This window comes from Streptomyces sp. NPDC058335, from assembly GCF_042723915.1.
Lineage (GTDB): Bacteria > Actinomycetota > Actinomycetes > Streptomycetales > Streptomycetaceae > Streptomyces.
Genome location: NZ_JBHXHX010000018.1, coordinates 60,831 through 85,085 on the forward strand (window position 1 = coordinate 60,831; position 24,255 = coordinate 85,085).

The 24,255-nt window shown below is 70.1% G+C and carries 17 protein-coding genes; 11 read left to right on the plus strand and 6 right to left on the minus strand.

Annotation, left to right across the window (positions count from 1 at the left end; all coding sequences use genetic code 11):
- The first annotated feature begins 267 nt into the window (after window positions 1-267).
- From ACFWJX_RS30555 to ACFWJX_RS30580, 6 genes are all read left to right on the plus strand, one after another.
- Window positions 268-1,290, plus strand: coding sequence for a LacI family DNA-binding transcriptional regulator (locus tag ACFWJX_RS30555; RefSeq protein WP_383249473.1), 1,023 nt, complete (start codon window positions 268-270; stop codon window positions 1,288-1,290).
- Window positions 1,291-1,842: 552 nt separating this feature from the next.
- Entirely contained in the window at window positions 1,843-2,979 is a 1,137-nt protein-coding gene (locus tag ACFWJX_RS30560) for a cellulose binding domain-containing protein (protein WP_383249475.1), read from the plus strand.
- A gap of 195 nt (window positions 2,980-3,174) precedes the next feature.
- Complete coding sequence (locus tag ACFWJX_RS30565) at window positions 3,175-5,370, plus strand: glycoside hydrolase family 3 N-terminal domain-containing protein (protein ID WP_383249477.1); 2,196 nt, start codon at window positions 3,175-3,177, stop codon at window positions 5,368-5,370.
- Between the two features lie 251 nt (window positions 5,371-5,621).
- The gene (locus ACFWJX_RS30570; RefSeq protein ID WP_383249479.1) at window positions 5,622-5,963 is read left to right on the plus strand and encodes a cellulose binding domain-containing protein; all 342 of its coding nucleotides are present in this window, start codon (window positions 5,622-5,624) and stop codon (window positions 5,961-5,963) included.
- Between the two features lie 142 nt (window positions 5,964-6,105).
- Window positions 6,106-7,221, plus strand: a complete 1,116-nt coding sequence (locus tag ACFWJX_RS30575) for a lytic polysaccharide monooxygenase (RefSeq protein WP_383249481.1) — start codon at window positions 6,106-6,108, stop codon at window positions 7,219-7,221.
- Between the two features lie 359 nt (window positions 7,222-7,580).
- Window positions 7,581-9,125, plus strand: a complete 1,545-nt coding sequence (locus ACFWJX_RS30580) for a fused MFS/spermidine synthase (protein ID WP_383249483.1) — start codon at window positions 7,581-7,583, stop codon at window positions 9,123-9,125.
- 308 nt (window positions 9,126-9,433) lie between these two features.
- Here the strand turns inward: ACFWJX_RS30580 and ACFWJX_RS30585 are convergent, their stop codons facing one another.
- Complete coding sequence (locus tag ACFWJX_RS30585) at window positions 9,434-10,279, minus strand: helix-turn-helix transcriptional regulator (RefSeq protein ID WP_383249485.1); 846 nt, start codon at window positions 10,277-10,279, stop codon at window positions 9,434-9,436.
- Between the two features lie 138 nt (window positions 10,280-10,417).
- Between ACFWJX_RS30585 and ACFWJX_RS30590 the strand changes: the two genes are divergently transcribed.
- Window positions 10,418-11,197, plus strand: coding sequence for an NAD(P)H-dependent oxidoreductase (locus ACFWJX_RS30590; protein ID WP_383249487.1), 780 nt, complete (start codon window positions 10,418-10,420; stop codon window positions 11,195-11,197).
- 413 nt (window positions 11,198-11,610) lie between these two features.
- Here the strand turns inward: ACFWJX_RS30590 and ACFWJX_RS30595 are convergent, their stop codons facing one another.
- From ACFWJX_RS30595 to ACFWJX_RS30610, 4 genes are all read right to left on the minus strand, one after another.
- Complete coding sequence (locus ACFWJX_RS30595) at window positions 11,611-12,636, minus strand: LacI family DNA-binding transcriptional regulator (protein WP_383249489.1); 1,026 nt, start codon at window positions 12,634-12,636, stop codon at window positions 11,611-11,613.
- A 77-nt stretch (window positions 12,637-12,713) separates the two neighbouring features.
- Complete coding sequence (locus ACFWJX_RS30600; RefSeq protein WP_383249491.1) at window positions 12,714-13,550, minus strand: ATP-binding cassette domain-containing protein; 837 nt, start codon at window positions 13,548-13,550, stop codon at window positions 12,714-12,716.
- Window positions 13,547-14,542 carry an ABC transporter permease gene (locus tag ACFWJX_RS30605; protein ID WP_383249493.1) on the minus strand — a complete coding sequence of 332 codons (996 nt, stop codon included), beginning with the start codon at window positions 14,540-14,542 and terminating at the stop codon, window positions 13,547-13,549. The genes ACFWJX_RS30600 and ACFWJX_RS30605 overlap by 4 nt, the downstream gene beginning before the upstream one ends.
- A 159-nt stretch (window positions 14,543-14,701) precedes the next feature.
- Window positions 14,702-15,718 carry a sugar ABC transporter substrate-binding protein gene (locus ACFWJX_RS30610; RefSeq protein WP_383249495.1) on the minus strand — a complete coding sequence of 339 codons (1,017 nt, stop codon included), beginning with the start codon at window positions 15,716-15,718 and terminating at the stop codon, window positions 14,702-14,704.
- Window positions 15,719-15,974: 256 nt separating this feature from the next.
- Here ACFWJX_RS30610 and ACFWJX_RS30615 point away from each other — a divergent pair, with 256 nt between their 5' ends.
- From ACFWJX_RS30615 to ACFWJX_RS30625, 3 genes are all read left to right on the plus strand, one after another.
- Window positions 15,975-16,937: a carbohydrate kinase gene (locus tag ACFWJX_RS30615; RefSeq protein WP_383249497.1), complete on the plus strand. Its 963-nt coding sequence runs from the start codon at window positions 15,975-15,977 to the stop codon at window positions 16,935-16,937.
- Window positions 16,938-17,159: 222 nt separating this feature from the next.
- Window positions 17,160-19,721 carry a GH32 C-terminal domain-containing protein gene (locus ACFWJX_RS30620; RefSeq protein WP_383249498.1) on the plus strand — a complete coding sequence of 854 codons (2,562 nt, stop codon included), beginning with the start codon at window positions 17,160-17,162 and terminating at the stop codon, window positions 19,719-19,721.
- A 38-nt stretch (window positions 19,722-19,759) separates the two neighbouring features.
- Entirely contained in the window at window positions 19,760-20,062 is a 303-nt protein-coding gene (locus ACFWJX_RS30625; RefSeq protein ID WP_383249500.1) for a putative quinol monooxygenase, read from the plus strand.
- Between the two features lie 128 nt (window positions 20,063-20,190).
- Here the strand turns inward: ACFWJX_RS30625 and ACFWJX_RS30630 are convergent, their stop codons facing one another.
- The gene (locus ACFWJX_RS30630) at window positions 20,191-21,186 is read right to left on the minus strand and encodes a phosphotransferase family protein (protein WP_383249501.1); all 996 of its coding nucleotides are present in this window, start codon (window positions 21,184-21,186) and stop codon (window positions 20,191-20,193) included.
- A 730-nt stretch (window positions 21,187-21,916) separates the two neighbouring features.
- Between ACFWJX_RS30630 and ACFWJX_RS30635 the strand changes: the two genes are divergently transcribed.
- Window positions 21,917-23,842 (plus strand): SMI1/KNR4 family protein, encoded by a 1,926-nt coding sequence (locus ACFWJX_RS30635; RefSeq protein WP_383249503.1) that lies wholly within the window; start codon window positions 21,917-21,919, stop codon window positions 23,840-23,842.
- Window positions 23,843-24,255: the final 413 nt, after the last annotated feature.

Consider the following 24,255-nt stretch of genomic DNA (forward strand, 5'->3'; position numbering starts at 1 on the left):
AAGGCGTCTCGCGGCAGCCGGACAGGTGTCGAGCCGGCGTCGCAGCCGTCGGCGTACGTGGTCCCCGGCAGGCCCGCCGGAGCGGGCTGTGCGAGGCGACGTTCGCGGGGTCGGCGGAGGGGAGCGCGTCGAAGACCGTCGGTGACGGTGTCGGGGAAGTGGCGCACGAGGAACCATGGGGGCGGGACGGCCTCCTGACGTGCCGTCGGGGCATTCGGTGCAGGCTTGCGGCGGGCCGTAGGATCGGGTGCCCTTGGGGGTGGGACTGTGGTCAGACGGAGTTCGGGCACGCCGACGCTGGAAGAGGTGGCCGCCCTGGCCGGAGTGGGCCGGGGCACGGTGTCCCGGGTCATCAACAACGCGGCGGGCGTCAAGGAGTCCACGCGCCTCGCCGTGCGGCGCGCCATCGACGAGTTGGGCTACGTGCCCAATCTGGCGGCGCGTTCACTGGCCGGGCGGCGTGCGGACGCCGTCGCGCTGGTGATGACGAACACGGACTGGCGGTTGTTCGGGGAGCCGTTCTTCTCCGAGGTCGTACGGGCGGTCGGGGACGCCCTGTCCGGCACGGCGGTGCAACTGCTGCTCACCCTGGTCCGCACGGACGCCGAGCGGAAGCGGTTCGTGGAGTACGCGCGCGGCGGCAGGGTCGACGGGGTGCTGCTGATGTCCGTGCCGGCCGAGGACCGGCTGCCGGACATGCTCGCCGACGCCGGACTGCCCACGGTACTGCTGGGCCGACGCTCGGGCGACGAGCGGATGACGTATGTGGACGCGGACAACGTCGGCGGGGCCCTCGCGGCGGTCCGTCATCTGGTGGCCGGAGGCCGGCAGACCATCGCGGCCATCACCGGGCCGCCCGACATGTACGTCGCCCGGTGCAGGCTGCGCGGCTACCAGGAGGCGCTGGTCGAGGCCGGGCTCGACGACGGGTCTGACCTGGTGGTGCAGGGCGACTTCACCGAGGCCAGCGGGCGCCGGGCGATGGCCGGGCTCATCGTGCGGCACCCGGAGGTCGACGCCGTCTTCGCCGCGTCGGACGCCATGGCCGCCGGGGCCCTGGACGCTCTGCGTGCGGCAGGGCGCCGGGTGCCGGAGGACGTGGCGGTGATCGGCTTCGACGACTTCCAGCTGGCCGAACAGACGAATCCGCCGCTGACGACCGTCCGTCAGCCGCTGGACGAGATCGGGCGGACGATGGTGCGGCTGCTGCTGGAGGAGATCGAACGGCCGGAGGTGGCGTGGCGCCATGTGATCCTGCGAACGCAACTGGTGGCGCGGGAGTCGGCGTGAGTCGTCAGGGGAGTGTCGAAGCGGCCCACGGCCGGTTGGTGGCGCGGGAGTCGGCATGAGTTCGTCAAGAACGGGCTGAAGCGGCTCATGGCCGACGGCGACTCCGCATGAGGCTCCGTCGGACGTCTTGTCGCTCCGCCCACGGCTTCCGGGACGACCCGATCACCGACCCGGCTGCCAGGGGCACCGATCCGACTACAGGGGCACCGATCCAACTACCTTGGGTCACCAACCCGACTGCCGGGGGCGCGTCGGCAAGCTCCCCGCTGTCCGGCCGCAACTGCTCCTCGGGCTTCTCAAGCGAAAGTTTCGGGAGCGCTCCCAACTGCGCGGCATATGACGCGCGTTGGCCGTTACATTTCTTTCCCGCCGCTGACCTGTGACTTCGAAATCCGTTCGACACATTCGGTTCCCATGGGTTGTCAGGGGCGCGAGCGGCTCCTAATGTCCCACCGGAACCAGTGATGGGAGCGCTCCCATCCGTGGCGGGCCGGAAGCGCTCCCGATCTCCTGTCCGCTCCAGCCGGTTGTCCCTCCCAGAGAGGCCCCCGCATGCGACCGTTACCGCACCGCCCCAGAACCGCGCGCGGCCTGCTCGGCGCGCTGCTCACCGCTCTCGCCACCGTCGCGGCCCTCGTGGCCACCGCCCCGGCGGTCCAGGCGGACACCCTGATCTGCGACCAATTCGGCTCGACCACGATCCAGGGCCGCTACGTGGTCCAGAACAACCGCTGGGGCACCAGTGCCCCCCAGTGCGTCACCGCCACCGACACCGGCTTCCGGCTGACCCAGGCCGACGGCTCCGTGCCCACCAACGGCGCCCCGAAGTCGTACCCCTCGGTCTTCAACGGCTGCCACTACACGAACTGTTCGCCCGGGACCAACCTCCCGGCGCAGCTCAGCGGCATCGCCGGCGCCCCCAGCAGCATCTCGTACGGCTATGTCGGCGATGCCGTGTACAACGCGTCGTACGACATCTGGCTCGATCCCACACCCAAGACCGACGGGGTGAGCCAGACCGAGATCATGATCTGGTTCAACAAGGTCGGCCCGATCCAGCCGATCGGCTCACAGGTGGGCACCGCCACCGTGGGCGGGCGCACCTGGCAGGTGTGGACGGGCAGCAACGGGTCCAACGACGTGATCTCCTTCGTGGCCCCGTCGGCGATCTCCAGCTGGAGCTTCGACGTCATGGACTTCGTGCGGGAGACCGTCCGCCGCGGCATGGCACAGAACAGCTGGTACCTGACGAGTGTCCAGGCGGGATTCGAGCCCTGGCAGAACGGTGCCGGGCTCACGGTGAACTCCTTCTCCTCGGCCGTGAACCTCGGTACTCCCGGCGACCCGGGCGACCCCGGGGACCCGGGTGACCCGGCGACGGCCTGCAAGGTGTCGTATGCGACGAACGTCTGGGCCGGTGGCTTCACCGCGGACGTCACCATCACCAATACGGGTTCTGCTCCGGTCGACCCCTGGAAGCTGGCCTTCACCCTGCCCTCCGGGCAGCGGATCACCAACGCCTGGAACGCCGGTGTCACCCCGTCCACGGGGGCGGTGGCGGCGACCGCCCTCGCGCACAACGCGCGGATCGCGCCCGGCGCCGGACAGACCTTCGGCTTCCAGGGCACCTACAGCGGCTCGTTCGCCCAGCCGGCCGGGTTCAGCCTCAACGGCACCGCCTGCTCGTGAACCGAGCCCACCCGCGTCCGCGCGCTCTCGTGATCTGACCCGCGGCCGCGTCCGACCGTTCTCCTGATCCGAGCCCCACCCGCGCCCGCCCGGTCCGGGTCCCGCCCCCTCATCTCCCCATGTTGAAGGGGCGGGACCCGGGATGACCGACAGCGCTCCTCCGCTCCTCCGGCCGCACCCGGAAAGGCCCACGCCATGAGCCAGAGCCTCGCCCCTGCTCCCCGCCGCCCCGCGATCGTCGCCGCCCTGTGCGTCGCCGCCCTCGCCGTCACCGGGCTGACCGGTGCCGCTCCGCCGTCCGAACCCGCCCTGCGCGCCACGGCGTTGCCGTACCAGGACCCTTCGCTGCCCGTCGCGGACCGGGTCGGCGACCTGCTGTCCCGGATGACGCTCGACGACAAGCTCGGGCAGATGACGCAGATCGAGAAGGACTCCCTCGTCCCGCAGTCCGACCTCGCCACCCACCGCATCGGCTCGGTGCTCTCCGGCGGCGACTCCACGGTCAGCCCCAACAACGCCCAGACCTGGGCGGACACCTACGACTCCCTGCAGCGCACCGCCCTGGGCACCCCGCTCGGCATCCCCGTCATCTACGGCATCGACGCGGTGCACGGTCACAACGCGGTGCGCGGCGCCACGATCTACCCGCACAACATCGGCCTCGGCGCCACCCGAGACCCCGCGCTGGTCCAGCGCATCGGCCGGGCGGTCGCCGAGGAGATGGCCGGCACCGGCATCGACTGGGACTTCGCCCCCTGTCTGTGCGTGGCCCGCGACGACCGATGGGGCCGCACCTACGAGTCGTTCGGCGAGAAGCCCGAACTTCCCACCTCCATGGCCACGTTCGTCACCGGTCTGCAGGGCACCACCCTCGGCGCCGACCCGGCCTCGGTGCTCGCCACCGCCAAGCACTACATCGGCGACGGGGGCACCTCCGGCGGCGTCGACCAGGGCAACACCCAGCTCACCGAAGCGGAGTTGCGCGCCCTCCACCTGCCGCCCTTCCAGGAGGCGGTGCGGCGCGGCGTGGGCTCGGTGATGCTGTCGTACAGCAGCTGGAACGGCGTACGGTCGCACGCCCACAAGTACCTGGTCACCGACGTGCTGAAGGGCGAACTGGGCTTCACCGGGTTCGTCGTCTCCGACTGGGCCGCGGTCGACCAGCTCGACGGGCAGCCCGGCTTCACCGGCGCCGAGATCACCACGGCTGTCAACGCCGGCGTCGACATGGTGATGGTCCCGTACGACTACAGGAAGTTCCTGACCCTGTTGCGCGGCGAGGTGAGTGCCGGCCGGATCTCCCAGGCCCGCGTGGACGACGCCAACCGGCGCATTCTCACGAAGAAGTTCCAACTGGGCTTGTTCGAGCGTCCGTTGACCGACCGCTCGTACACGTCGGGTGTCGGATCCGCCGCGCACCGGGCGATCGCCCGGGAGGCCGTGCGCGAGTCACAGGTGCTGCTGAAGAACGACGGTGGGATCCTGCCGCTCGCGAAGGGCGCCAAGGTGTTCGTCGCCGGCAAGTCCGCCGACGACATCGGCAACCAGAGTGGTGGCTGGACCATGGGCTGGCAGGGCCGCAGCGGTCCGATCACCGAGGGCACCACCATCCTCCAGGGCATCCGCGCCGCCGTCACCGATCCCTCACAGGTCACCTACGACCGCTACGGCAACGGCATCGGCGGCAGCTACACGGCCGCCGTGGCCGTCATCGGCGAGACGCCCTATGCCGAGGGCCGCGGTGACCGGCCGAACGGCATGGGCCTCGATCAGGAGGACCTGAGCACCCTCGCCAAGCTCAAGGCGAGCGGCGTGCCCGTCGTCGTGGTCCTGGTCTCCGGACGGCCGCTCGACATCGCCGCCCAACTCCCCGACTGGAAGGCCCTGCTGGCCGCCTGGCTGCCCGGAACCGAGGGCAACGGGGTCTCCGACGTGCTGTTCGGCGACCACGCCCCGACCGGCAAGCTGCCCATGACCTGGATGCGAAGCGCCTCCCAGCAGCCGATCAACGACGGCGACGGCAAGACCCCCCTCTTCCCGTACGGCCACGGACTCACCTACGGCGCCACCCCCGACCCCGACCCGGAGCCCACGCCCAGCGCCTGCACCGCCCAGTTCAGGACCGTCGCCTCCTGGTCCGGCGGCTACCAGGCGGAGGTCACCGTCAAGAACACCGGCACCGGCCCGCTCACCGGCTGGAACGTCGCCTGGGACCTGGGCGGCTCCACGGTCAGCAGTCTCTGGAACGGCTCGTTGACCGTGTCCGCAGGCCGGGCCACCGTCCGCAACACCGCCCACAACGGCGCCCTGTCACCCGGCGCCACGACCTCGTTCGGCTTCACCGCCAACGGCCCCACGGGCACGCCCGCGACGCAGTGCGCCGGCTCCTGACGTACGACCCCCACGTACTCCCGAGGAGGGCACGATGCACCGTCCGACCAGATCCGGCGCCACACGCCCGCGCCTGACCCGCCGACGACGCCCGGCGGTCCTGGCCACCGCGCTGGCCACCCTGCTGCTGGGCGCCGTCGGCCAGCTCTCGGGGCAGCCCGCGGCGGCGGCGGAGGCCATGCCGACAACCGGCGATCCGCCCAAGCCTGCGGATCGTCAATTCCGGCAGTACGACGGTCGATCTGACCAAGGTGACCGCCCGCTACTACTTCACCCGTGACGGCGGCTCGCCCGACGTGCGGGCCTGGTGCGACCACGCCTCCGTCGGCTGCGCCGCCGTCCGGCTCAGGGTCGTCCCGCTGAGCACGGCCGTGCCGGGCGCCGACGCCTACCTCCAAGTCGGCTTCACCGGCGGCTCGCTGGCCGCCGGCCTGGACACCGGCGACATCCAGCTCCGGATGGCCACGTCGGACTGGTCGGCCTTCGACGAGGCCGGCGACTACAGCCGTACCAACGCCGCGGCCTACGCCGACACCCCGGCCGTTCCCGCCTACGTCGGCACCGCCCTCGCCTGGGGCACACCGCCCGCCTGATCCGCGCACGTCCACCCAAGATCCTCCCGCCCGTCCGGCGGCCTTCTCCCCGGACGGGCGGGGGCTCCATCACCGGACGGTGCACCGCAAAGGAGAGAAGAGCGACCAGAAGACGATCCCCACACAAGGCACAGGAGACACCATGGCTCGACGCACCAATCGACTCGTATCCCTGGCGGCGGCGGTGCTGGCGACGCTGCTAGGCGGACTCGGTCTGGCCCTGCTGGGCCAGGGCGACGCGCAGGCGCACGGCGTCACGATGACGCCCGGATCGCGGACCTACCTCTGCTATCTCGACGCCAAGACCAGTACCGGCTCCCTGGACCCGACCAACCCGGCCTGCCGCGCTGCACTCAACGAGAGCGGCGCGACCGCGCTGTACAACTGGTTCGCCGTGCTCGACTCCAACGCCGGTGGCCGCGGACCCGGTTACGTCCCGGACGGGAAGCTGTGCAGCGCCGGTGACCGGTCGCCGTACAACTTCACCGGCTATAACGCCGCCCGCTCCGACTGGCCCCGCACGCACCTCACCTCCGGCAGGACGATCCAGGTCAAACACAGCAACTGGGCCGCGCACCCGGGGTCCTTCCGGGTGTACCTGTCCAAGCCGGGCTACTCGCCCACCACCGAACTGGGCTGGGACGACCTGGACTTGATCCAGACTGTCACCAACCCGCCGCAGACCGGGTCACCGGGTACCGACGGCGGCCACTACTACTGGGACCTGAACCTGCCCTCGGGCCGCTCCGGTGACGCGGTGATGTTCATCCAGTGGGTGCGCTCGGACAGCCAGGAGAACTTCTTCTCCTGCTCGGACATCGTCTTCGACGGCGGAAACGGCGAGGTGACCGGCATCCGGGGCTCGGGCAGCACGCCCACTCCTACGCCGACGCCCACTCCTACGCCGACCCCGACGCCCACACCGACCCCGACGCCGTCCGACCCGCACACCGGGTGCATGGCCGTGTACAACGTGACCAACTCCTGGAGCGGCGGCTTCCAGGGCTCGGTCGAGGTCATGAACCACAGTGCGGCAGCGCGTGACGGCTGGGCCGTGAAGTGGACGCCCGGCGCGGGCACCAGGATCAGTAGTGTCTGGAACGGTGCGCTGAGCAGCGGACCCGACGGCACCGTCACGGTCGGAAACCTCGACTACAACCGGACCGTCCCGCCGGACGGCAGCGTCACCTTCGGGTTCACCGCGACATCGACCGGCAACAACTTCCCGGTCGGCTCGATCGGCTGCGTCAATCCCTAGCCGCCGACCGAGGCGGCGCCGGCTCGCGGATGGGGGCGGGAGCCGGCGCCGCCGACGTGCGTACTGGCTCAGATGCCGTCGGCATCGAGTCCACGGGGGCCGTCCACCTGTACCGCGGTCGGCCGAGTCGGCCCGCCGGACCAAGGGGAGGGTGCGGCCGAAGCCCCTGAATCGCGCCCTGAAGGCGCACCATGTCGGTCTGGGAAGCCGGCGTGAGACCTCAACGGAGCACTCCGGGCGGGCAGTCGGCGGCGAAGCAGGAAACCCCACGGCGCGAGCCGTAGGAATCCCCATCGTTGGCGAGGGGGAGGGAGTCAACTCGTTTCGCCTGTCGATCGGTCGATGAGGCGCATGCGAGGATGTCGTCCGTGACCGGATCGTCTTCCTCGCCTGTCGGCGAGGGCACGCCTCGCGACTACGGCCTGGGACCGCGTGCCGCTGTCGTCCTTGTGTTCGGTTCTTCAGCCGCAGTCCTGGTGGTCGAGATCGTCGCTCTGCGGCTGCTGGCTCCCTACCTCGGCCTCACTCTCGAAACCAGCACCATGGTGATCGGCATCGCCCTCACGGCGATCGCCCTCGGCTCCTGGCTGGGTGGGCGCATCGCCGACCTGGTCAATCCACGGCGGCTCATCGGCCCCTCACTCGGTGTCTCCGGAGCGGTCGTGGCGCTCACCCCTGCCGTACTGCGCACCACCGCGGAGTGGGCGCCGGCGATGCTCATACTGATCGCGTCGCTGACCATCCTGGTGCCGGGCGCGCTGCTCTCTGCGGTGACGCCGATCGTGACCAAGTTGCGTCTGACCAGCCTCGCCGAGACCGGAACGGTTGTCGGCCGGCTGTCCGGCGTGGGCACCGTCGGCGCCATCGTCGGCACCGTCCTCACCGGCTTCGTCCTGGTGTCGCGGTTGCCGGTCAGCGGGATCCTGGTCGGCCTCGGAACACTGCTGGTGGCCGGCTCGGCGCTGGCCGAGTGGCGCACGCGCGGGTGGAGCGGTACCCCTGCGCTCACACTCGTGGTCCTTGCCGGCGGTCTCGCCACCACGGGCGCGCCCGGTGGCTGCGACGCGGAGACGAAGTACCACTGCGCACGGGTCGTCGCCGACCCCGACCGGGGCGGCGGCCGCACCCTCGTTCTGGACGGCGTGCGGCACTCCTACGTCGACCTCGAGGACCCGACCTTCCTGGAGTTCACGTATGTGCGCGCCATCGCTGCGGTGGTCGATGCGGCCTTTCCCGAAGGTGAGCCACTCACCGCCTACCACCTGGGCGGCGGCGGGCTCACCTTTCCCCGTTACCTCGCGGCCACACGGCCCGGGACACGCAGCCTCGTGTCCGAGATCGACAGCGGGGTCGTGCGCATCGACCGCGAACAACTCGGTCTGAGATCCGCAGCCGGGATCGACGTGCGCGTCGAGGACGGCAGGCTCGGCCTGCGGCGACAGGACACCGGCAGTCGTGACCTCGTCGTCGGCGATGCCTTCGGGGGCGTCAGTGTGCCGTGGCACCTCACCACTGTGGAGGCGCTGACGGACGTACGGCGGGTACTCGACGAGGACGGTCTGTACGTGGCCAACCTCATCGACCACGGCGACCTGGCCTTCGCGCGTGCCGAAGCAGCCACCCTCGGCGAGAGCTTCGAGCACGTTGCGCTTGTCGGCCAACCCGCCGATATCGGCCTTGACCAGACCGCCACCTCTGTAGGGGGCAATCTGGTGGTGCTCGCTTCCAACCGACCGGTCGACCTGCGCGCGACTCAGAAAGCGCTGGACACCCGGCGAACCGGCTGGAAGATCGCCACCGGCGACGACCTCACCTCGTGGATCGGCGATGCCCGACCGCTCACCGACGACTACGCACCCGTCGACCAGCTCCTCCAGCCCTCCGGCCCACGGAGCAGCCGGTGACAGGACACGCGCCCAGGCCTTGCCGACGCAGCTGAACGAACCGGCCCGCGCTGTCAACGCCCTCATGGCCGGGCCGACGCCGGCCCGGCCGGGAGACGGTGCGGGTCAGTGCCAGGCCGGTCCGAGACTGCCGGATCGTCCCGGGAAACCCGACCAACTGGCAGCATTTCCACAGCAGGATCACCTTGGTCTGACAGCGGCCGCTCACACCGCTGACCGACTCGCTGCGACAGCTGTCGAAGTTGCCCGGGGCGCCGGCGCACCGGCCTGCCCGCAGCGAAGTCACCGCCCGTGGTGGGCTTGTCGAGTCACTCGCGGGCCCGAGCGTTCACGGTGGGATGCGCGTCACTGCCCGCGCCCAGGCCCGCGAGCAGGCGCAACCCGTCCTCGGCGGGGCTGCCGGGAGCCGCGGACAGTACCAGTAGCTCCATGCCCGATTCATCCGGTAGTGCGAAATTCTCCTGGTGCAGTTCCAGCAGTCCTACCAACGGGTGCCGATACGCCTTGCGTCCATGTGTGCGAGCGCGCACGTCCGCGCGGGCCCAGAGGCGGCGGAAGCGCTCGCTGCCCATGGCCAGTTCGCCGATGAGCGAGGCCAGGCGGGGGTCCTCGGGGTATTTGCCGGCGGCCAGGCGCAGGTGCCCGACCACGTCGAGGGTGCATTTCTCCCAGTCCGCGTAGAGGCCGCGCTCGGCCTCCTCGAGAAAAATGTGCCGTGCGGTGTTGAGACCCGGCATCGGCCGACCGTAGAGGAGTCCGGCGAGGCGGTTCCCGGCGAGCACGTCCAGGCGGTGGTCCATGATCAGCGCGGGTGCGTCGGCGACCAGGTCGAGGACGCGCAGCAGCTCCGGCCGGACCCGCCCGCCGGGCGCCTTCGCGCGGCGGCGGCGCTGCCGGGCGAGCCGGTAGAGATGCCCGCGTTCGATCTCGTCGAGACCGAGGACGCGGGCGAGCGCGTCGAGGACCTGCTCGGAGGGCTGGGTCGCGCGGCCCTGCTCCAGACGTACGTAGTAGTCGACGCTGACTCCGGACAGGTGCGCGACCTCTTCGCGACGCAGCCCCTCGACCCGGCGCCGGCTGTCGGTGGGGATGCCGACGGCCGCCGGGTCGACCCGGGAACGCCGGGTCCGCAGGAAGCCCGCAAGATCGTCCATGCCCCCAGTATCGCCTCGGTGCGGCACGTGAAGGTGGCCCTGTCATTACCAGGAAGTCCCGTCCGACGGAACCGGCGCCCCTGAATGCCGGGCGTCGCGGCGCCCAGGATCGAAGGCAGCCGATCCGAAGGAGTTCCGATGAAGACGCTGATCGTCCACGCACACCCGGAGCCGAAGTCGCTCAACAGCTCGCTGAAGGATCTGGCGGTGTCCACCTTGGAGACCGCTGGGTACGAGGTACGGGTGAGCGATCTGTACGCGATGAACTGGAAGGCGGTCGTCGACGCCGCGGACTACGGCCCCCACGCCTCAGATCCGTTGAAGGTCGCCCTGGACTCGGGCCGGGCCTTCGACGCCGGGACGCTCACCCCGGACGTCCTCGCCGAGCAGGAGAAGCTGCTGTGGGCCGACACGATCATCTTCCAGTTCCCGCTGTGGTGGTACACCATGCCGGCGATCCTCAAAGGCTGGGTGGACCGGGTGTTCACCTACCACTTCGCGTACGGCGTCGGCGAGCACAGCGACACCAGGTACGGCGAGCGCTTCGGCGAAGGCACCCTCGCGGGCAGGAAGGCTCTGCTGTCGGTGACCGTAGGCGGCCCGGAGCCGCACTACGCCGCTCGCGGGATCAACGGCCCCATCGACGATCTGCTGTTCCCGATCCACCACGGCATCCTCTACTACCCGGGCATCGAGGTGCTGCCGCCCTTCGTGCTGTACGGCAGCGACCGGATGACCGGCGAGGACTACCCGGACGTCGCCAAGGCCTGGGAGCAGCGCCTGCTCACCCTGGAGTCGACCGAGCCGATCGCGTTCCGGCGGCAGAACTTCGGTGACTACGAGATCCCCTCGCTGCACCTGAAGGAGGGACTGGAGCCCGCGGGGCGCACGGGTTTCGGGCTGCACGTGCGCGACTGACCGCCGGCGACGGACAGGACGAGCTGAGGCGCACGCCCCCGAGGAGCGGCCCGAGGGCCCGTGGCCGCGGTGAGGATGAACGCCGTCGGTCAGGATGCGCGGGCGGGTTCCTCGGGCACGCGGTGCCTGCCGTCGCGGAGGAGGACGGCTGCCGTGCTCTGGTCCCGCTACCCACGCCTGCCCGCCGAGGGTGTGGGACGGACGTACACGCCGATGCGGACACAAGGCGCAACGCCCCTTGTCGAGACAGCTCGTAGCGGCTGACGTGTGGAGCCGACCGCCACGGTGGACCCAACCACTGACACAGGTCGCGGTTCGCGCCCGGTCCGGGCGCGAGCCACGGGCTGTGGCCCTGTTACGGCTGGGCCGGGGGCGGGGTGCAGTTCGGCGCCGACTCAGGGGGCAGGTCGCGCCTACTGCTGCGCGCGGACGGGGAGTTCGCCCGAGCCCCGGACGATCAGCCGGGTGGGAACGGTGATGGTGCGGGCGCGGGTGCGGTCGCCGTCGAGTCGGGTCAGGGCGGTGGTGGCTGCCGCCCTGCCGAGTTCTTCCGCGTCCTGGGCGACGACGGTCAGGGCCGGTTCGAGTGCCTCGGCGAGTGCCACCTCGTCGAAGGCGACGACGGCGACGTCCTTGCGCTTGCTGCGGGCCAGTTCGGCGACTATGCCCAGCGCCATGATGTTGTTGCCGGCGAACAGGGCGGTGGGGGGATCGGCCAGGCCGAGGAGCCCGGTGGTCGCGGCCTCGGCGCCCTGCTGGTCGTGGGCGTTGGTGACGAGTGAGCGGTCGTAGGGGATGTCGGCTTCCTGCAGCGCCGACCGGTAGCCGGCCAGACGTTCACGGCGGGTGTACAGCTTCGGCGGCAGGTCGCCGACGAAGCCGATGCGCCGGTGTCCGTGCGCGATGAGGTGGGCGACGCCGTCGTGGGCTCCGGCGCGGTTGGAACTGACGATGCTGTCCGTGGCGAGGCCGACTCCGGGTCGGTCGAGGAAGATCACGGGAAGTCCCGCCGTGCGGTGGGACTTGAGATGGGAGTGGTCGGCGCCGACGGACGGAACGACCATCAGGATGCTGACGCGGCGGGCGAGGAACTTGTCTGTCAGGGCGCGTTCACGCGCGGGATCGTCTGCGGAGGAACCCATGAGCAGGGTCAGTCCGCGTTCGCGGACGGTGTCCTCGATGGCACTGGCCACCGCTCCGAAAAAGGGGTTGGCGAGGTCGGGGATGACCAGGCCGATGGTGGTGTCCGGGCCGCCGACGCGGATGTTGCGGGCCATGAGGTTCGGCTGGAAGCCGAGCTTGGCCACTGCGGCGAGTACCTGTTCCCTGGTCTGCGCGGAGGCGGGTCCGTCCTCGTTGAGGACTCGGGAGACCGTCTTGGCGCTGACGCCGACTTCTCGGGCGACGTCGGCCAGGGTGGGGCGGCGGTGCGCTGCCATGGAGGAAACCGTCTCCTGAGGGCTCTCGGGTTCCGGCCGCGGCCTCGGCCGGAAACTGCGAGAGCAGGTTTGTGCTGTCAGGTGGCCCGGACTCCGGCGGCCTTCGCGGCCTCCGAATCCGCTACGACAGTATCTCCGGCCTCGTCGATGCTGAGCGCGCCGGTCATGATGGCGACCACCTCCGCCATGGAGTGGTCGGAGGGCTTGATCAGAGCGGCACGTCTGCCCAGCCGGTGGACGTGGATCCGGTCGGCGATCTCGAAGACGTGGGGCATGTTGTGACTGATCAGGACGACCGGCATGCCCTTGTCGCGGACTCGGCGGATGAGGTCCAGGACCTGGCCCGACTCCTTGACGCCGAGGGCGGCGGTGGGTTCGTCCATGACGACGACGCTGCGGGCCCAGGCGACGGAACGGGCGACCGCGACGGCCTGCCGCTGTCCGCCGGAGAGCGTCTCCACCGACTGCGTCAGGGAGCGCAGGCCGATCTTCAGGTCGGCCATGTGTTCGGCGGCCTCCTGACGCATGCGCTTCTTGTCCAGCATGCGGAAGGCGCTGCCGAGGATTCCGGGGCGACGCAGCTCGCGGCCGAGGAACATGTTCGAGGCGATGTCCATGGAGGCGGCCACGGCGAGGTCCTGATAGACCGTCTCGATGCCGTGGGCGCGCGCGCTCTGCGGACCGGAGAAGGTGATGGGCTCGCCGTTGAGGCGTATCTCGCCCGCGTCGGGGACCACCGCGCCGGTGAGGGCCTTGATCAAGCTGGTCTTGCCGGCACCGTTGTCGCCGATGACGGCGAGGACCTCGCCGGGCAGCAGGTCGAAGTCGGCGCCGTCGATGGCGGTGACCTGGCCGTACCGCTTGACCAGGCCGCGGGCCTGCAGAACCGGCGGGTGGGTGCTGGTGGCGGTCATCGGGCCTTCCTCCGGGAGATCTGGTCGACGGTCACCGCGAGGATCACCAGGACGCCGGTGATCAGGGTCTGGTAGATGGATGCGACGCCCATCAGCTGGAGGCCGTTGCGGAACACGCCGACGATGAGGACACCGATGAAGGTGCCCAGGACCGAGCCGCGGCCGCCGAAGAGGCTGGTGCCGCCGAGGACCACGGCGGTGATGCTGTCGAGGTTGTCGGTCTGCCCGGCCTGCGGGTCGCCGACTCCGGTGCGGGAGATGAGCAGCAGGGCGGCGATGCCGTACAGCAGGCCGGCCACCGTGTAGATGCCGATGGTCAGGCGGGAGGTGCGGATGCCGTTGAGCCGGGCGGCCTCGGCGCTGTTGCCCAAAGCGTAGACGTGCCGACCCCAGCCGGTGCTGCTCAGCGCGTAGGCGAGGAGGAGGAACAGGGCGATGGTGACCAGGGAGCCGTAGGTGATGTCCGTGTGGCCCAGCGGGAACGTCTGCCCGAGGGCCGTCAGCGGGCCGGGCAGGCTGGTGACCGTCTGCTCCTCGGAGTAGATGTGGGTCAGTGCGAACGCCACGTTGAGCATGCCGAGGGTCACGATGAACGGCGGTAGCGGGATCTTCTGCACCAGCAGCCCGTTGAGCAGCCCGAAGCCACCGCAGACGACCAGGCCAAGCGCGATCGCGACGAGCGGGGGCACTGAGCCCTCGGCCGCCATCTTGGCGATCACGATGCTGCCGAACGCCATCACCGCCCCGCACGACAGGTCGATGCCCGCCGTGAGGATGATCAGGGTCTGCCCGATGGCGAGGGTCCCCACGACCATGACCTGCTGCACGATCAGCGAGAAGTTCCCGCCGGTCAGGAACTGTTCGGAGGAGAAGGAGAAGAAGGCACAGGCCAGGAGGAGGGCGGCCAGCGGGCCCGTGGTCGGTGCCGCGAGCAGTCTGCGGGCCGCGGTGGGTGCTTTCAGCTCGGCGTACGGCGTGGTCGTGGCTGTCATGCGAATCCTTGTCGGGAGACAGATGTCCTTGTCGGAGGACGAGGGCGCAAGCCCCGCCGGGACAAAGGGGGGGCGGTCGTCCCTGGTCGGGGAGGCGGGTCGACCGCCCGCTGAGGGAGTGGCGGTTCGTACGGTGTCGTACGGTCCTGGGGGCGCGGCTCAGCCCCAGCAGTTCTCCAGGCCGTAGGCGGTGTCCTTCGACGTGATCCCGTCCTGCGTCTTGTCGGTGATCAGCGTGACGCCGGTGTCGGTGTAACCGGACGCCTTCTTGCCGTCCTTGGCATAGGCCACGACGGCCTTGACACCCTCGGCGGCCATCTTCAGGGGGTACTGCTGCGAAGTCGCGGCGATCTTGCCGTCCTTGACGGCCTGGGTGCCGGTGCAGCCGCCGTCGACGGAGACGATCAGTACGTCCTTCTCCCGGCCCTTGGCCTTCAGCGCGGTGTACGCGCCCAGGGCCGCCGGTTCGTTGATGGTGTAGACGACGTTGATGTCGGGCGCCTTCTGCAGGCAGTTCTCCATCGCGGTCTGGCCCTTGGCCTGGTCGCCGCCGGTGTCCTGGGCGCACACGACGTCCTTGTCGGTGGCGCCGAAGCCCTTCAGGAAACCGTTGTGCCGCTGGACGCCGACGGAGACGCCCGGAGCGAGGTCGAGGGCGGCTATCTTCGCCGTCTTGCCCTTCATGGCGGCCTTGGCGTACCCGCCGATGAGTTGGCCGGCCTTGAGGTTGTCGGTGGCGAAGAGGGCGTCGACCGCGCTCTCCGGGTCGGTCGGGGTGTCCAGGGCGATGACCAAGACACCCTTGGCGCGGGCCTTCTCGATCGCGGGCACGATCGCCTTGGAGTCGCTGGGGGTGATCAGGATGCCCTTCACCCCGGCAGCGACCATGTTCTCGACGGCGGTGACCTGCCCGGCGTTGTCCCCGTCGAACTTCCCTGCAGCCGTGGACAGTTGGGCACCGTTCTCCTTGGCGGCCTTTTCCGCGCCCTCCTTCATCTTCACGAAGAACGGGTTGGTGTCGGTCTTGGTGATCAGACCGACCTTGACGCTGCCCGAACCGGAGCTGGTGGAGCCGGAACCGGAGCCGGATCCGCAGGCCGTCATGGTGAGGGCCGCGACGCCCGTGACCGCGGCGGCTCTGAGGAGGGACGAGGACAGACGAGTGGTGCGAGACATGAACGACTCCTGTGGGATAGCGAGCGGCAGGGTTGGGAGCAGAGCACGCCGCCCGGGAGTGTCATCGTTGACTTATGTCATCGTTGACACCGCCTGGCGAGGATGATGGACTCCGCGTCCCGGCAACGTCAATGCCTTCTACCCGTCACGAATCGGCAACGTCCGCAGCCGTCGTCACCGCGCCGCTGCTCAGCGGCTGTCTGGCCGCGGCGCGCCTTGCCCGATCCTTTCGGGCCTTTCCGAGGGAGAGCAGCCCATGAGCCCGCGTCAGATCACCGTTGTGGGGGAGTGCGTCGCGGACGCCTTCACCGAACCGGCGAACGCCTCGAACGAACTCGCTCTGCGGGTGCTGCCGGGCGGCGGACCCGCCAATACGGCGGTGGCCCTGGCCAGACTGGGTACCTCGGCCCGCTTGCTGGCCCGGCTGTCCGGCGACGTGTTCGGCCGCCTGTTCCGGGCCCACCTGGAGGCGTCCGGCGTCGACCTGGCGGACGCCGTGTCCGCCGCCGAGCCCAGCACGCTGGCCGTGGCGGAGCTGGACGCCACCGGGCAGGCCGCGTTCTCCTTCCACGCGCAGAACACGGCCGACTGGCAGTGGACTTCGGGCGAACTGGCAAGGGTGGATATGTCCGAGACGGTCTGTGTGCACACCGGGTCGCTGGCGCTGGTGCGTGAGCCCGGCGGGCCGGTGGTGGAGGAGTTTCTGGCAACAGCGGCTTCGGGGGCCACCATCAGCATCGATCCCAACGTCCGGCCGCTGCTGGTGCGGCCCGAGGCCTACCGGGCCCGGCTGACGCGCTGGTGTCGTCTCGCCGACATCCTGCGCCTGAGCGAGGACGACCTGGAACTCCTCCTGCCGGGCACCCCGCCCGAGCAAGCGTGCGACATCTGGCACGCCGCGGGGGTGCGGCTCGTCGTGATCACGCTCGGCGCCGGCGGTGCCCTGGCCTCACTCGACGGCGAACGGCTGCGGGTACCCGCGGTGGCCACGCGGGTGGTCGACACGGTCGGCGCGGGGGATTCCTTCACCGCCGGCCTGCTGCACCATCTCGGTGCCCGCGGACTCCTCGGTGGCCGGCTGACCGGTCTCGGTCCCGGCGACGTCGCGGAAGCCTGCCGGTTCGGCACTCGGGTCGCGGCGCTGACCTGCTCGGTCGCCGGTCCCAATCCGCCGTGGCAGGACCAGCTGGCACCTCTCGCGACCGCCGCCGACGCCTGACGGGCGGGCGGGCCGCAACGACAGTTCCGCCCGAACCGTTGACGCTTCGGCCGCAACTCGCTCATTATCGGGGCCACTAGATGTCATCGATGACACAAGTCAACGATGACACTCCTGGGCCGGCGGCGTGCACGACGACGCCGGCCAGAGCGTCCCCGTTCGGTCGGTCCACGCCGGAGCCGCAGGCTCGGCCCAGTGGACGGCCACTGCACAGGAGACACCATGAATCCACGACGTGTATCCCGGCACGCCCGCGTGCGGATGACCGCGGCGGTGGTGACCGTCTGCGCCTTGTCCGCAACCCCGCTCGCCCCTCAGGCCGCAGCAGCCGACACACCGCCGTACTCCGAGACCTACCGGCCCCAGTTCCACTTCACACCCGAGAAGAACTGGATGAACGACCCCAACGGCCTCGTGTACTACCAGGGCGAGTACCACCTCTTCTACCAGTACAACCCCAACGGCAACTCCTGGGGCGACATGTCCTGGGGCCACGCGGTGAGCAAGGACCTCGTGCACTGGACACAGCTGCCGCTCGCCCTGTCCCACGACGACAAGGAGATGGTGTTCTCCGGCAGCGCGGTCGTCGACCGCGACAACACCACCGGCTTCGGCACGAAGAAGAACCCGCCCATGGTGGCGGTCTACACCAGCCACGACAAGGACACGGGCGTACAGGCGCAGTCGCTCGCCTACAGCACCGACCGTGGCCGCACCTGGACCAAGTACCAGGGCAACCCCGTCATCGACATCGGCTCCAAGGACTTCCGCGACCCCAAGGTCCAGTGGTACGCGCCCACGAAGAGCTGGCTGATGACGGTGTCGCTGTCCGCCGAGCACAAGGTGCGGTTCTACTCCTCCCAGAACCTCAAGGACTGGGAGCTGCAGAGCGAGTTCGGGCCGTCCGGCGCGACGGGCGGCGTGTGGGAGTGCCCCGACCTGTTCCCCCTCGCGGTCGACGGGGACCCGAACAATGTCAAGTGGGTCCTGGTCGTCAACATCAACCCTGGCGGCATCGCCGGCGGTTCGGCCGCGCAGTACTTCGTCGGCGACTTCGACGGCGAGAAGTTCACCGCCGAGGACAAGGGCACCTACACCCCGCCCACCGGCACGGTGGTGCAGGACTTCGAGGGCACCGACTTCGGTTCGTGGACGACCACCGGCACCGCATTCGGCCAGCGGCCGGCAGCCGGGGCGGTGGAGGGCCAGGGCACGGTCGACGGGTTCGACGGCAAGGGCCTCGCCAACAGCTTTCACTCAGGTGACGGCGGCACCGGCACCCTGACCTCGCCCGCCTTCACCGTCGACAGCAAGTACCTGAACTTCAAGGTCGGTGGCGGTCGGCACCCGCACGTGGACGGAACGGTCATGGAGCAGGGTCCACCGCCCGAGGGTACGGTCCTCGCCGACTTCGAAGGCGGCACCTACGGCGACTGGACGACAACCGGGGACGCCTTCGGCACCGCACCGGCCACCGGCACCCTCCCCAACCAGCAGGAGGTCTCCGGCTTCCGGGGAAGCGGCCTGGTCAACAGCTACCTGAACGGCGACTCCACCACCGGCACCCTGACCTCGCCCGAGTTCACCATCGACAAGGACTACGCCAACTTCCTCGTCGGCGGCGGCAACCACCCCGTCGGCTCCGGCAACCCGACCGCCGTCGAACTCCTCGTCGACGGCAAGGTGGTCCGCAGCACCACCGGACGGGATGGCGAGGCGCTCAACTGGGCCTCCTGGGACCTCAAGGATCTCGCCGGCAAGAAGGCACAGATCAAGATCGTCGACGACAACAGCGGCGGCTGGGGCCACCTCAACGTCGACCACATCATGCTCTCCGACACCCAGGCCCAGCCCGTCTCGCAGGAGACATCCGTCAACCTCGTCGTCGATGGCAAGGTCGTCCGCAGCGCCACAGGCTCCAACAGCGAGACCCTGGACTGGGCCTCCTTCGACCTGCGCCCCTACGCGGGCAAGGAGGCGCGGATCCAGATCGTCGACATGAACACCGCCGGCTGGGGCCACCTCCTCGCAGACCGGTTCACCGCCGCCGAGACGCCCGCGAAGTCCGTCGTCCAGCGCGCCGACTGGGCCGACTACGGCAAGGACTACTACGCGGCCGTCTCCTGGGAGAACGCGCCGGGTGGCAAGCGGTACATGATCGGCTGGATGAACAACTGGGACTACGGCGGTGCCATTCCCACATCCCCCTGGCGTGGCGCGCAGAGCATCCCCCGGGAGATGTCCCTGCGTACCGTCGACGGCCGCGTCCGGCTCGTCAGCCGGCCCGTGAACAGCTTGGCGTCCCTGCGGCAGCCGCACCCGGTGTCCGCGGCCGGCATCACCGTCACGAACACGTCCAAGGCTCTGGGGGGTCCCGCTGCCCAGGGCAAGGCCCTCGACATCGAGGCGACCTTCTCCCTCAAGGACGCCGACCGGTTCGGCCTGAAGGTGCGCACCGGCGCCGGGGGAGAGGAGACCGTCATCGGCTACGACACCACGACGCAGGAGCTGTACGTCGACCGCACCCACTCCGGTGCCGTCGACTTCAACAGCACGTTCCCCGGCGTCCAGACCGCACCTCTGAAGGCCAAGGACGGCAAGGTGAAGCTGAGGATCCTCGTCGACTGGTCGTCCGTCGAGGTCTTCGGCGGCGGCGGCGAGGCCACGATCACGGACCAGATCTTCCCCGACCCCGCCAGCCAGGGAGTGCAGGTCTTCGCCGAGAACGGCTCGGTGAAGCTGGACGAGGCCGTCGTCTGGCACCTCGACTCCGCCCACAAGTGAAGCACCCCGACGCCCATGACCGACAAGGAGACGAATCCGTGAAGAAGACCCTGCTCGCCGAGTTCACCGCCCGCGAGGGAACGCAGGACGAGGTCGCCCGCCTGATCGGCGACTACGCCCTGACGGTGCGTGGGGAAGAAGGCAACATCGCCTTCGACGTCTACACCAAGGCGGCCCACCCGCGGTCCTTCTGGATCTTCGAGGTGTACCGGGACGAGGACGCCTTCCAGACACACTTGAAGGCCCCGTACGGCGGCGCGTTCAACGCCGCCCTCGTCCCGCTGATCGAAGAGGACGCCTCCGTACTGACGTTCCTGAACGCACTGGCCGTGAATCCTTGACGAGCCGCTGACATGGCCCCCACACCGCGGACGCCGAGGAGGCGAAGCTCACCGTTCTGCCAGCCGGCTGTCGCGGTGACCCGAGTTGGGTCGGCGCCGTGATCCGGGGGCGACCGCTCGCCCTCCCTCTACCTCAGGGTGCGTAGTTCGGTGACCCGCGCGTCGAGGTAGTTGCGGCAGAAGGCCAGATGGTCCGCGTCGTCGTAGCCACGTGGTCCGCACTCGGTCACCAGCAGCAGGCCGAGGTAGAGCCCGTACAGCGTCAGACGGTGGCGGAACGCGGGCCCCGAGCCGAACCGGCCGCCGGCATCCGTGTAGCCCGCGACGAGCGCGCTGTCCGGGCCGGTCTCGCCTCCGAACGCCAGCGAGACCAGCTCGGCGGCCGGATCGCCCCAGAACGCCCGCTCGTGGTCGATGAGTCCTGTGACACGGGCGGCTGTTCCGTCGTCGGCCATGTGGACGAAGACGTTCCCGGGCCACAGGTCGAAGTGGACCAGGCGGGGTTCGGTGACCTCGTCGAGCGCGTACCCGCCCTCCGCCACCAGGGTGCGCACCTCGTCGGGAGTGACGCCCAGCGAGGAGCCCCAGCGGGCGGCGTCCTCCAGCAGTGCCTCGACCATGCCGGCGAACGCCGTCCGCCAGTCGGCGGCGGACAGCGCCGACTCCGCGGCCGGGTAGCCGAAACGGCCGTCCTCGGGGGTCAGCCGGTGCAGGCCCGCGACGATCCGGCCCAGCTCGCGGCGCAGGAGCGACTCGCTCGCGGGCGCAATCTTGTCCGCGAGCTTGTCCCAGGGAGTGCCCTCCAGCATGGAGATGACGAGGAAACCGTCTCCGGCATGGAGGAGTTCGGGCATGGGCACGCCGCGGTCGGGAGAGGCTGCGGCGAGCCGGTAGACCATGGCCTCGGTCGCCATGATGCCCCGCTCGTAGCGCAGCACCGGCACGTCGTCGTGAGGCGCGAGCTTGACGACGGCCGGGCGGCCGTCGTCGAGCAGCACCCGGTACGCCGTGTTGAACCAGCCGTCCGTCAGCTCTGCTTCGAGCCGGCATCCGATGCCTGTCGACCCGCGGAGCAGCGCGTCGAGATCGGCCGGGGCCAGTTGGCGCTTGGTGTTGCTCAGCATGGAGTCTCTTTCCGTGTTGGGAGCGCTCTCTTGACTTCCTCCCCCTCGTGAACGAGGAGGATTCCTACGGCCCGCGCCGTGGGGTTTCCTGCTTCGTCGCCGACTGCCCACCCGGAGTGCTCCGGCCATGCGGCACAGCGATCCGGGTCGTCGGCGCGCAGAAGGTGGTGCCCGACCTGAGCACCGCGTCACGGCGGGCGGAGGAGCACGTCCTTCCGCTCGAGAGCGAGCACGCCCAAGCGGTCTACGGGCAACCGAGCACCGGCAACCGTCTGCTCGTCCTCAATGCGGAGCCGCAGTGCCGGGCGCAGCACCGTCCTGCTGCTGCGTGAGTCCATCGGGTTCTGAGATCCCCCCTCGGTGAGAACGCCGCCGGGCGGACGGATCGCCGTACGGGTACTGGGAGTTCGGTGCCCGGCCGACCGTCCGCAAGGGACGGTGCGGAGCACCACCTGTGGCCCCACACGATCCGGAAGGATCGTCTCCTTCTGGCCACAACGCCGCAGGTCCCACGGCTTGCATGAGTCGGGGGCGGGATCGGCTCAGGTCAGGCCGAGGGGTTTGAGTCCGAGCCTGCCGGGAGCAGGTTGCCGCCGACGGCGAACGGGTCGACGCTGGCCGCGCGAAGCCGGGGCTCGGCAGTCGGCCCACGGCATCGCGGTGCGGTCGACCCTCCTGCACTGGGAAAAGGTCGGGGGTCGTTGTCAGTGGCGGATGACACCATCCGGTCATGAGTGGCGAATCTTTCACCTGGCGTGAGTTCCTGGGACGTTGGCAGGAGGAGTGGATCCCGCGCGTGGACGAGGACGAGGACGATGACGGCGCCGAAGGCGGGGACCAGGACGGTGGGCAGGCCTTTGTCCGTCCGGGCAGGCCCGGGGCCGAGGAGGCGGCGATCGCCGCGGCCGAGGAGCGGCTGGGGCGGCGGCTGCCGCCCTCGTACCGGGAGTTCGTGGCTGTGAGCGACGGATGGCACGTGGACGAGACGGCCGGGGTGTATCAACTCGGCGGCGTCGCGGACATCGACTGGTTTGAGGATCCGTTCGGCATGACTGGGCTGTACGAGAGGAATCTGGGCGACAGCCCGCGCCAGGAGGACGTCCTGCTGGCCGGGATGTGGCAGCGGGCGCTGCGGCTGGAGACGGACTCCGACATGTCGTACGCCCTGCTCGACCCGGGCGACAGTGACCAGGACGGCGAATGGGCGCTCTACGTCTACAAGGGCTGGAGCGGTGAGTTCCCCGACCGTTACCCGTCGTTTCGCGCGTACATGGAGGCCATGTACCGCGGGTTCCACTCCGACCGGGCGGAGAGAGCCGACTTCGTCAACGCGACCACGCGCGCCCAGGACGCCCATGTGGAGGAGGCCCGCCTGCTGGCCCTGCGCGGACGGCACGAGGAGGCCTTGCCCCTGCTCGAGGAGGCACTGTCCTTCGGACGGCCACGCAGCGCCGTCCTGCTGAACCAGCTCCGGCATCTGCTGGCTCCGCACAGCCCCCGGGATTACGGCTACCTGGTGGCGGATGCGCGCTACCTGCCCGAGATTCTGCCCGTGGAGGCCATGGCGCCGGCACGCGGCGAATGGCGGCTGGGCGGGGACGATCACTGGCTCGGGATGATGACCGCCCGCGGGGCCGCCCGCACGACCGCGGAGGCCGTACTGAGCGCGATGCGGGACGGCACCCATCGTTACGCGCCTCCCGGTCCATGGGGCCGTGCCGTCGCCGAGGCCCGGGAGTCGGCACGCTGGGGGGCGACCGACGCCGCGTGGCGGGTGCTGCGGGACGCGCTCACGCTGTGGGAGGCACCCGGGCCCTCGCTGATCGCCCCGGTCGGACTGCTCGCCGATCCGGTCCTGGGCCCGATGATCACCGCGGAGCGTGGGCGGGAGATCCTCGCGACACCGCGGGCGGGGGAGAGGGGGCCCGCTCCCGAGCCGGTGCCCGATCTCGACCCGCCGGGCCTTGCATGGCTGACGGAGCCTGGGGTGAACCGGCGGCCGCTCGACGGGTACCGGTGTATCTGGGTCGAGGGGATCGACCCCGCACGCCTGCCTGCCCTGATCGGGGAGGAAGGCGCCGAACTGGGCGCGCCCGTGGATGCGCGCAAGGCGTCCTGGCGGGCACCCCGGCCCCACGAGCGGGAGGGCGTGGAACTCTGGGAGGACCGGGCCGTGGTCACCGTCGGCCGCACCGCCGAGGGGTGGGCGTTCGCCTTCGACGGCCTTCCCCGGCATCTGCACAAGCTGTTCCTTTCCCCGGCTGCGGTCGCTTCCTCGTCCGGCCGCGCGGTGGTGGTGTGGCGCGATGCGAGGGGCTCGACCCCGGGCGGCCGCCCGGCCGCGTTCCACCTGTCGGTGGCCGAACAGGGCGAGGAGCTCTACGCGTTCACTGTGCGCGGTACGCAGATCCAGCGCTCCGGCGCCATACCCGAGGCCCTGGACCCCGCACGGCTGTTCCGCCCGGAGGACACTGAACTGGACTGCGAACTACGCATATTGCAGGCGCTGCACGCCCAACTCGGGATTTCGCTGCCCCGCTTCGCGCTGACCCAGGGAAGCCTCCACACCTTCACCACCCGGTCCTGGACCCGGGCGCCACGCACGGGCGAGGGGTTCGCCTACTCCTACGTCAGTTTCGGTCGCCACCGGCCCTGAACTCGGACGCCCCTGGTGGAAGGCTGACCTGCCGACAACCACTGGTCGTGGCTCGCTGAGGTTGATCGCGTGATCCCGTGAACGCTGGTCGCGCGGATCTCCTGGGTGATGTCCGTGAGGACCGGCTGCGACACCTTCTGGGGCGAGCCCGTGCCCGGAGGTGTGTCGCGGTGATATGTGCCACGCTCAACGACCGGTTGGCCTGCTCAGCGGTGGTTCTTCCGCTTTGTTTCGTCGAGTCGGCCCGATCGGTAGCTGCCCCTGGCCTTGACCTGGCCGTTCCGGAAGCGCTTCGAGTCGACCACCAGCCCCGGAGCAGGGTGGTGCAGTCAGAAGTGACTGCTGACCGCATGAGGAAGGGTGCCCATCGGAGCGCTGCCGACTACCCGACGAGAAGTCCCGTCACGACGTCG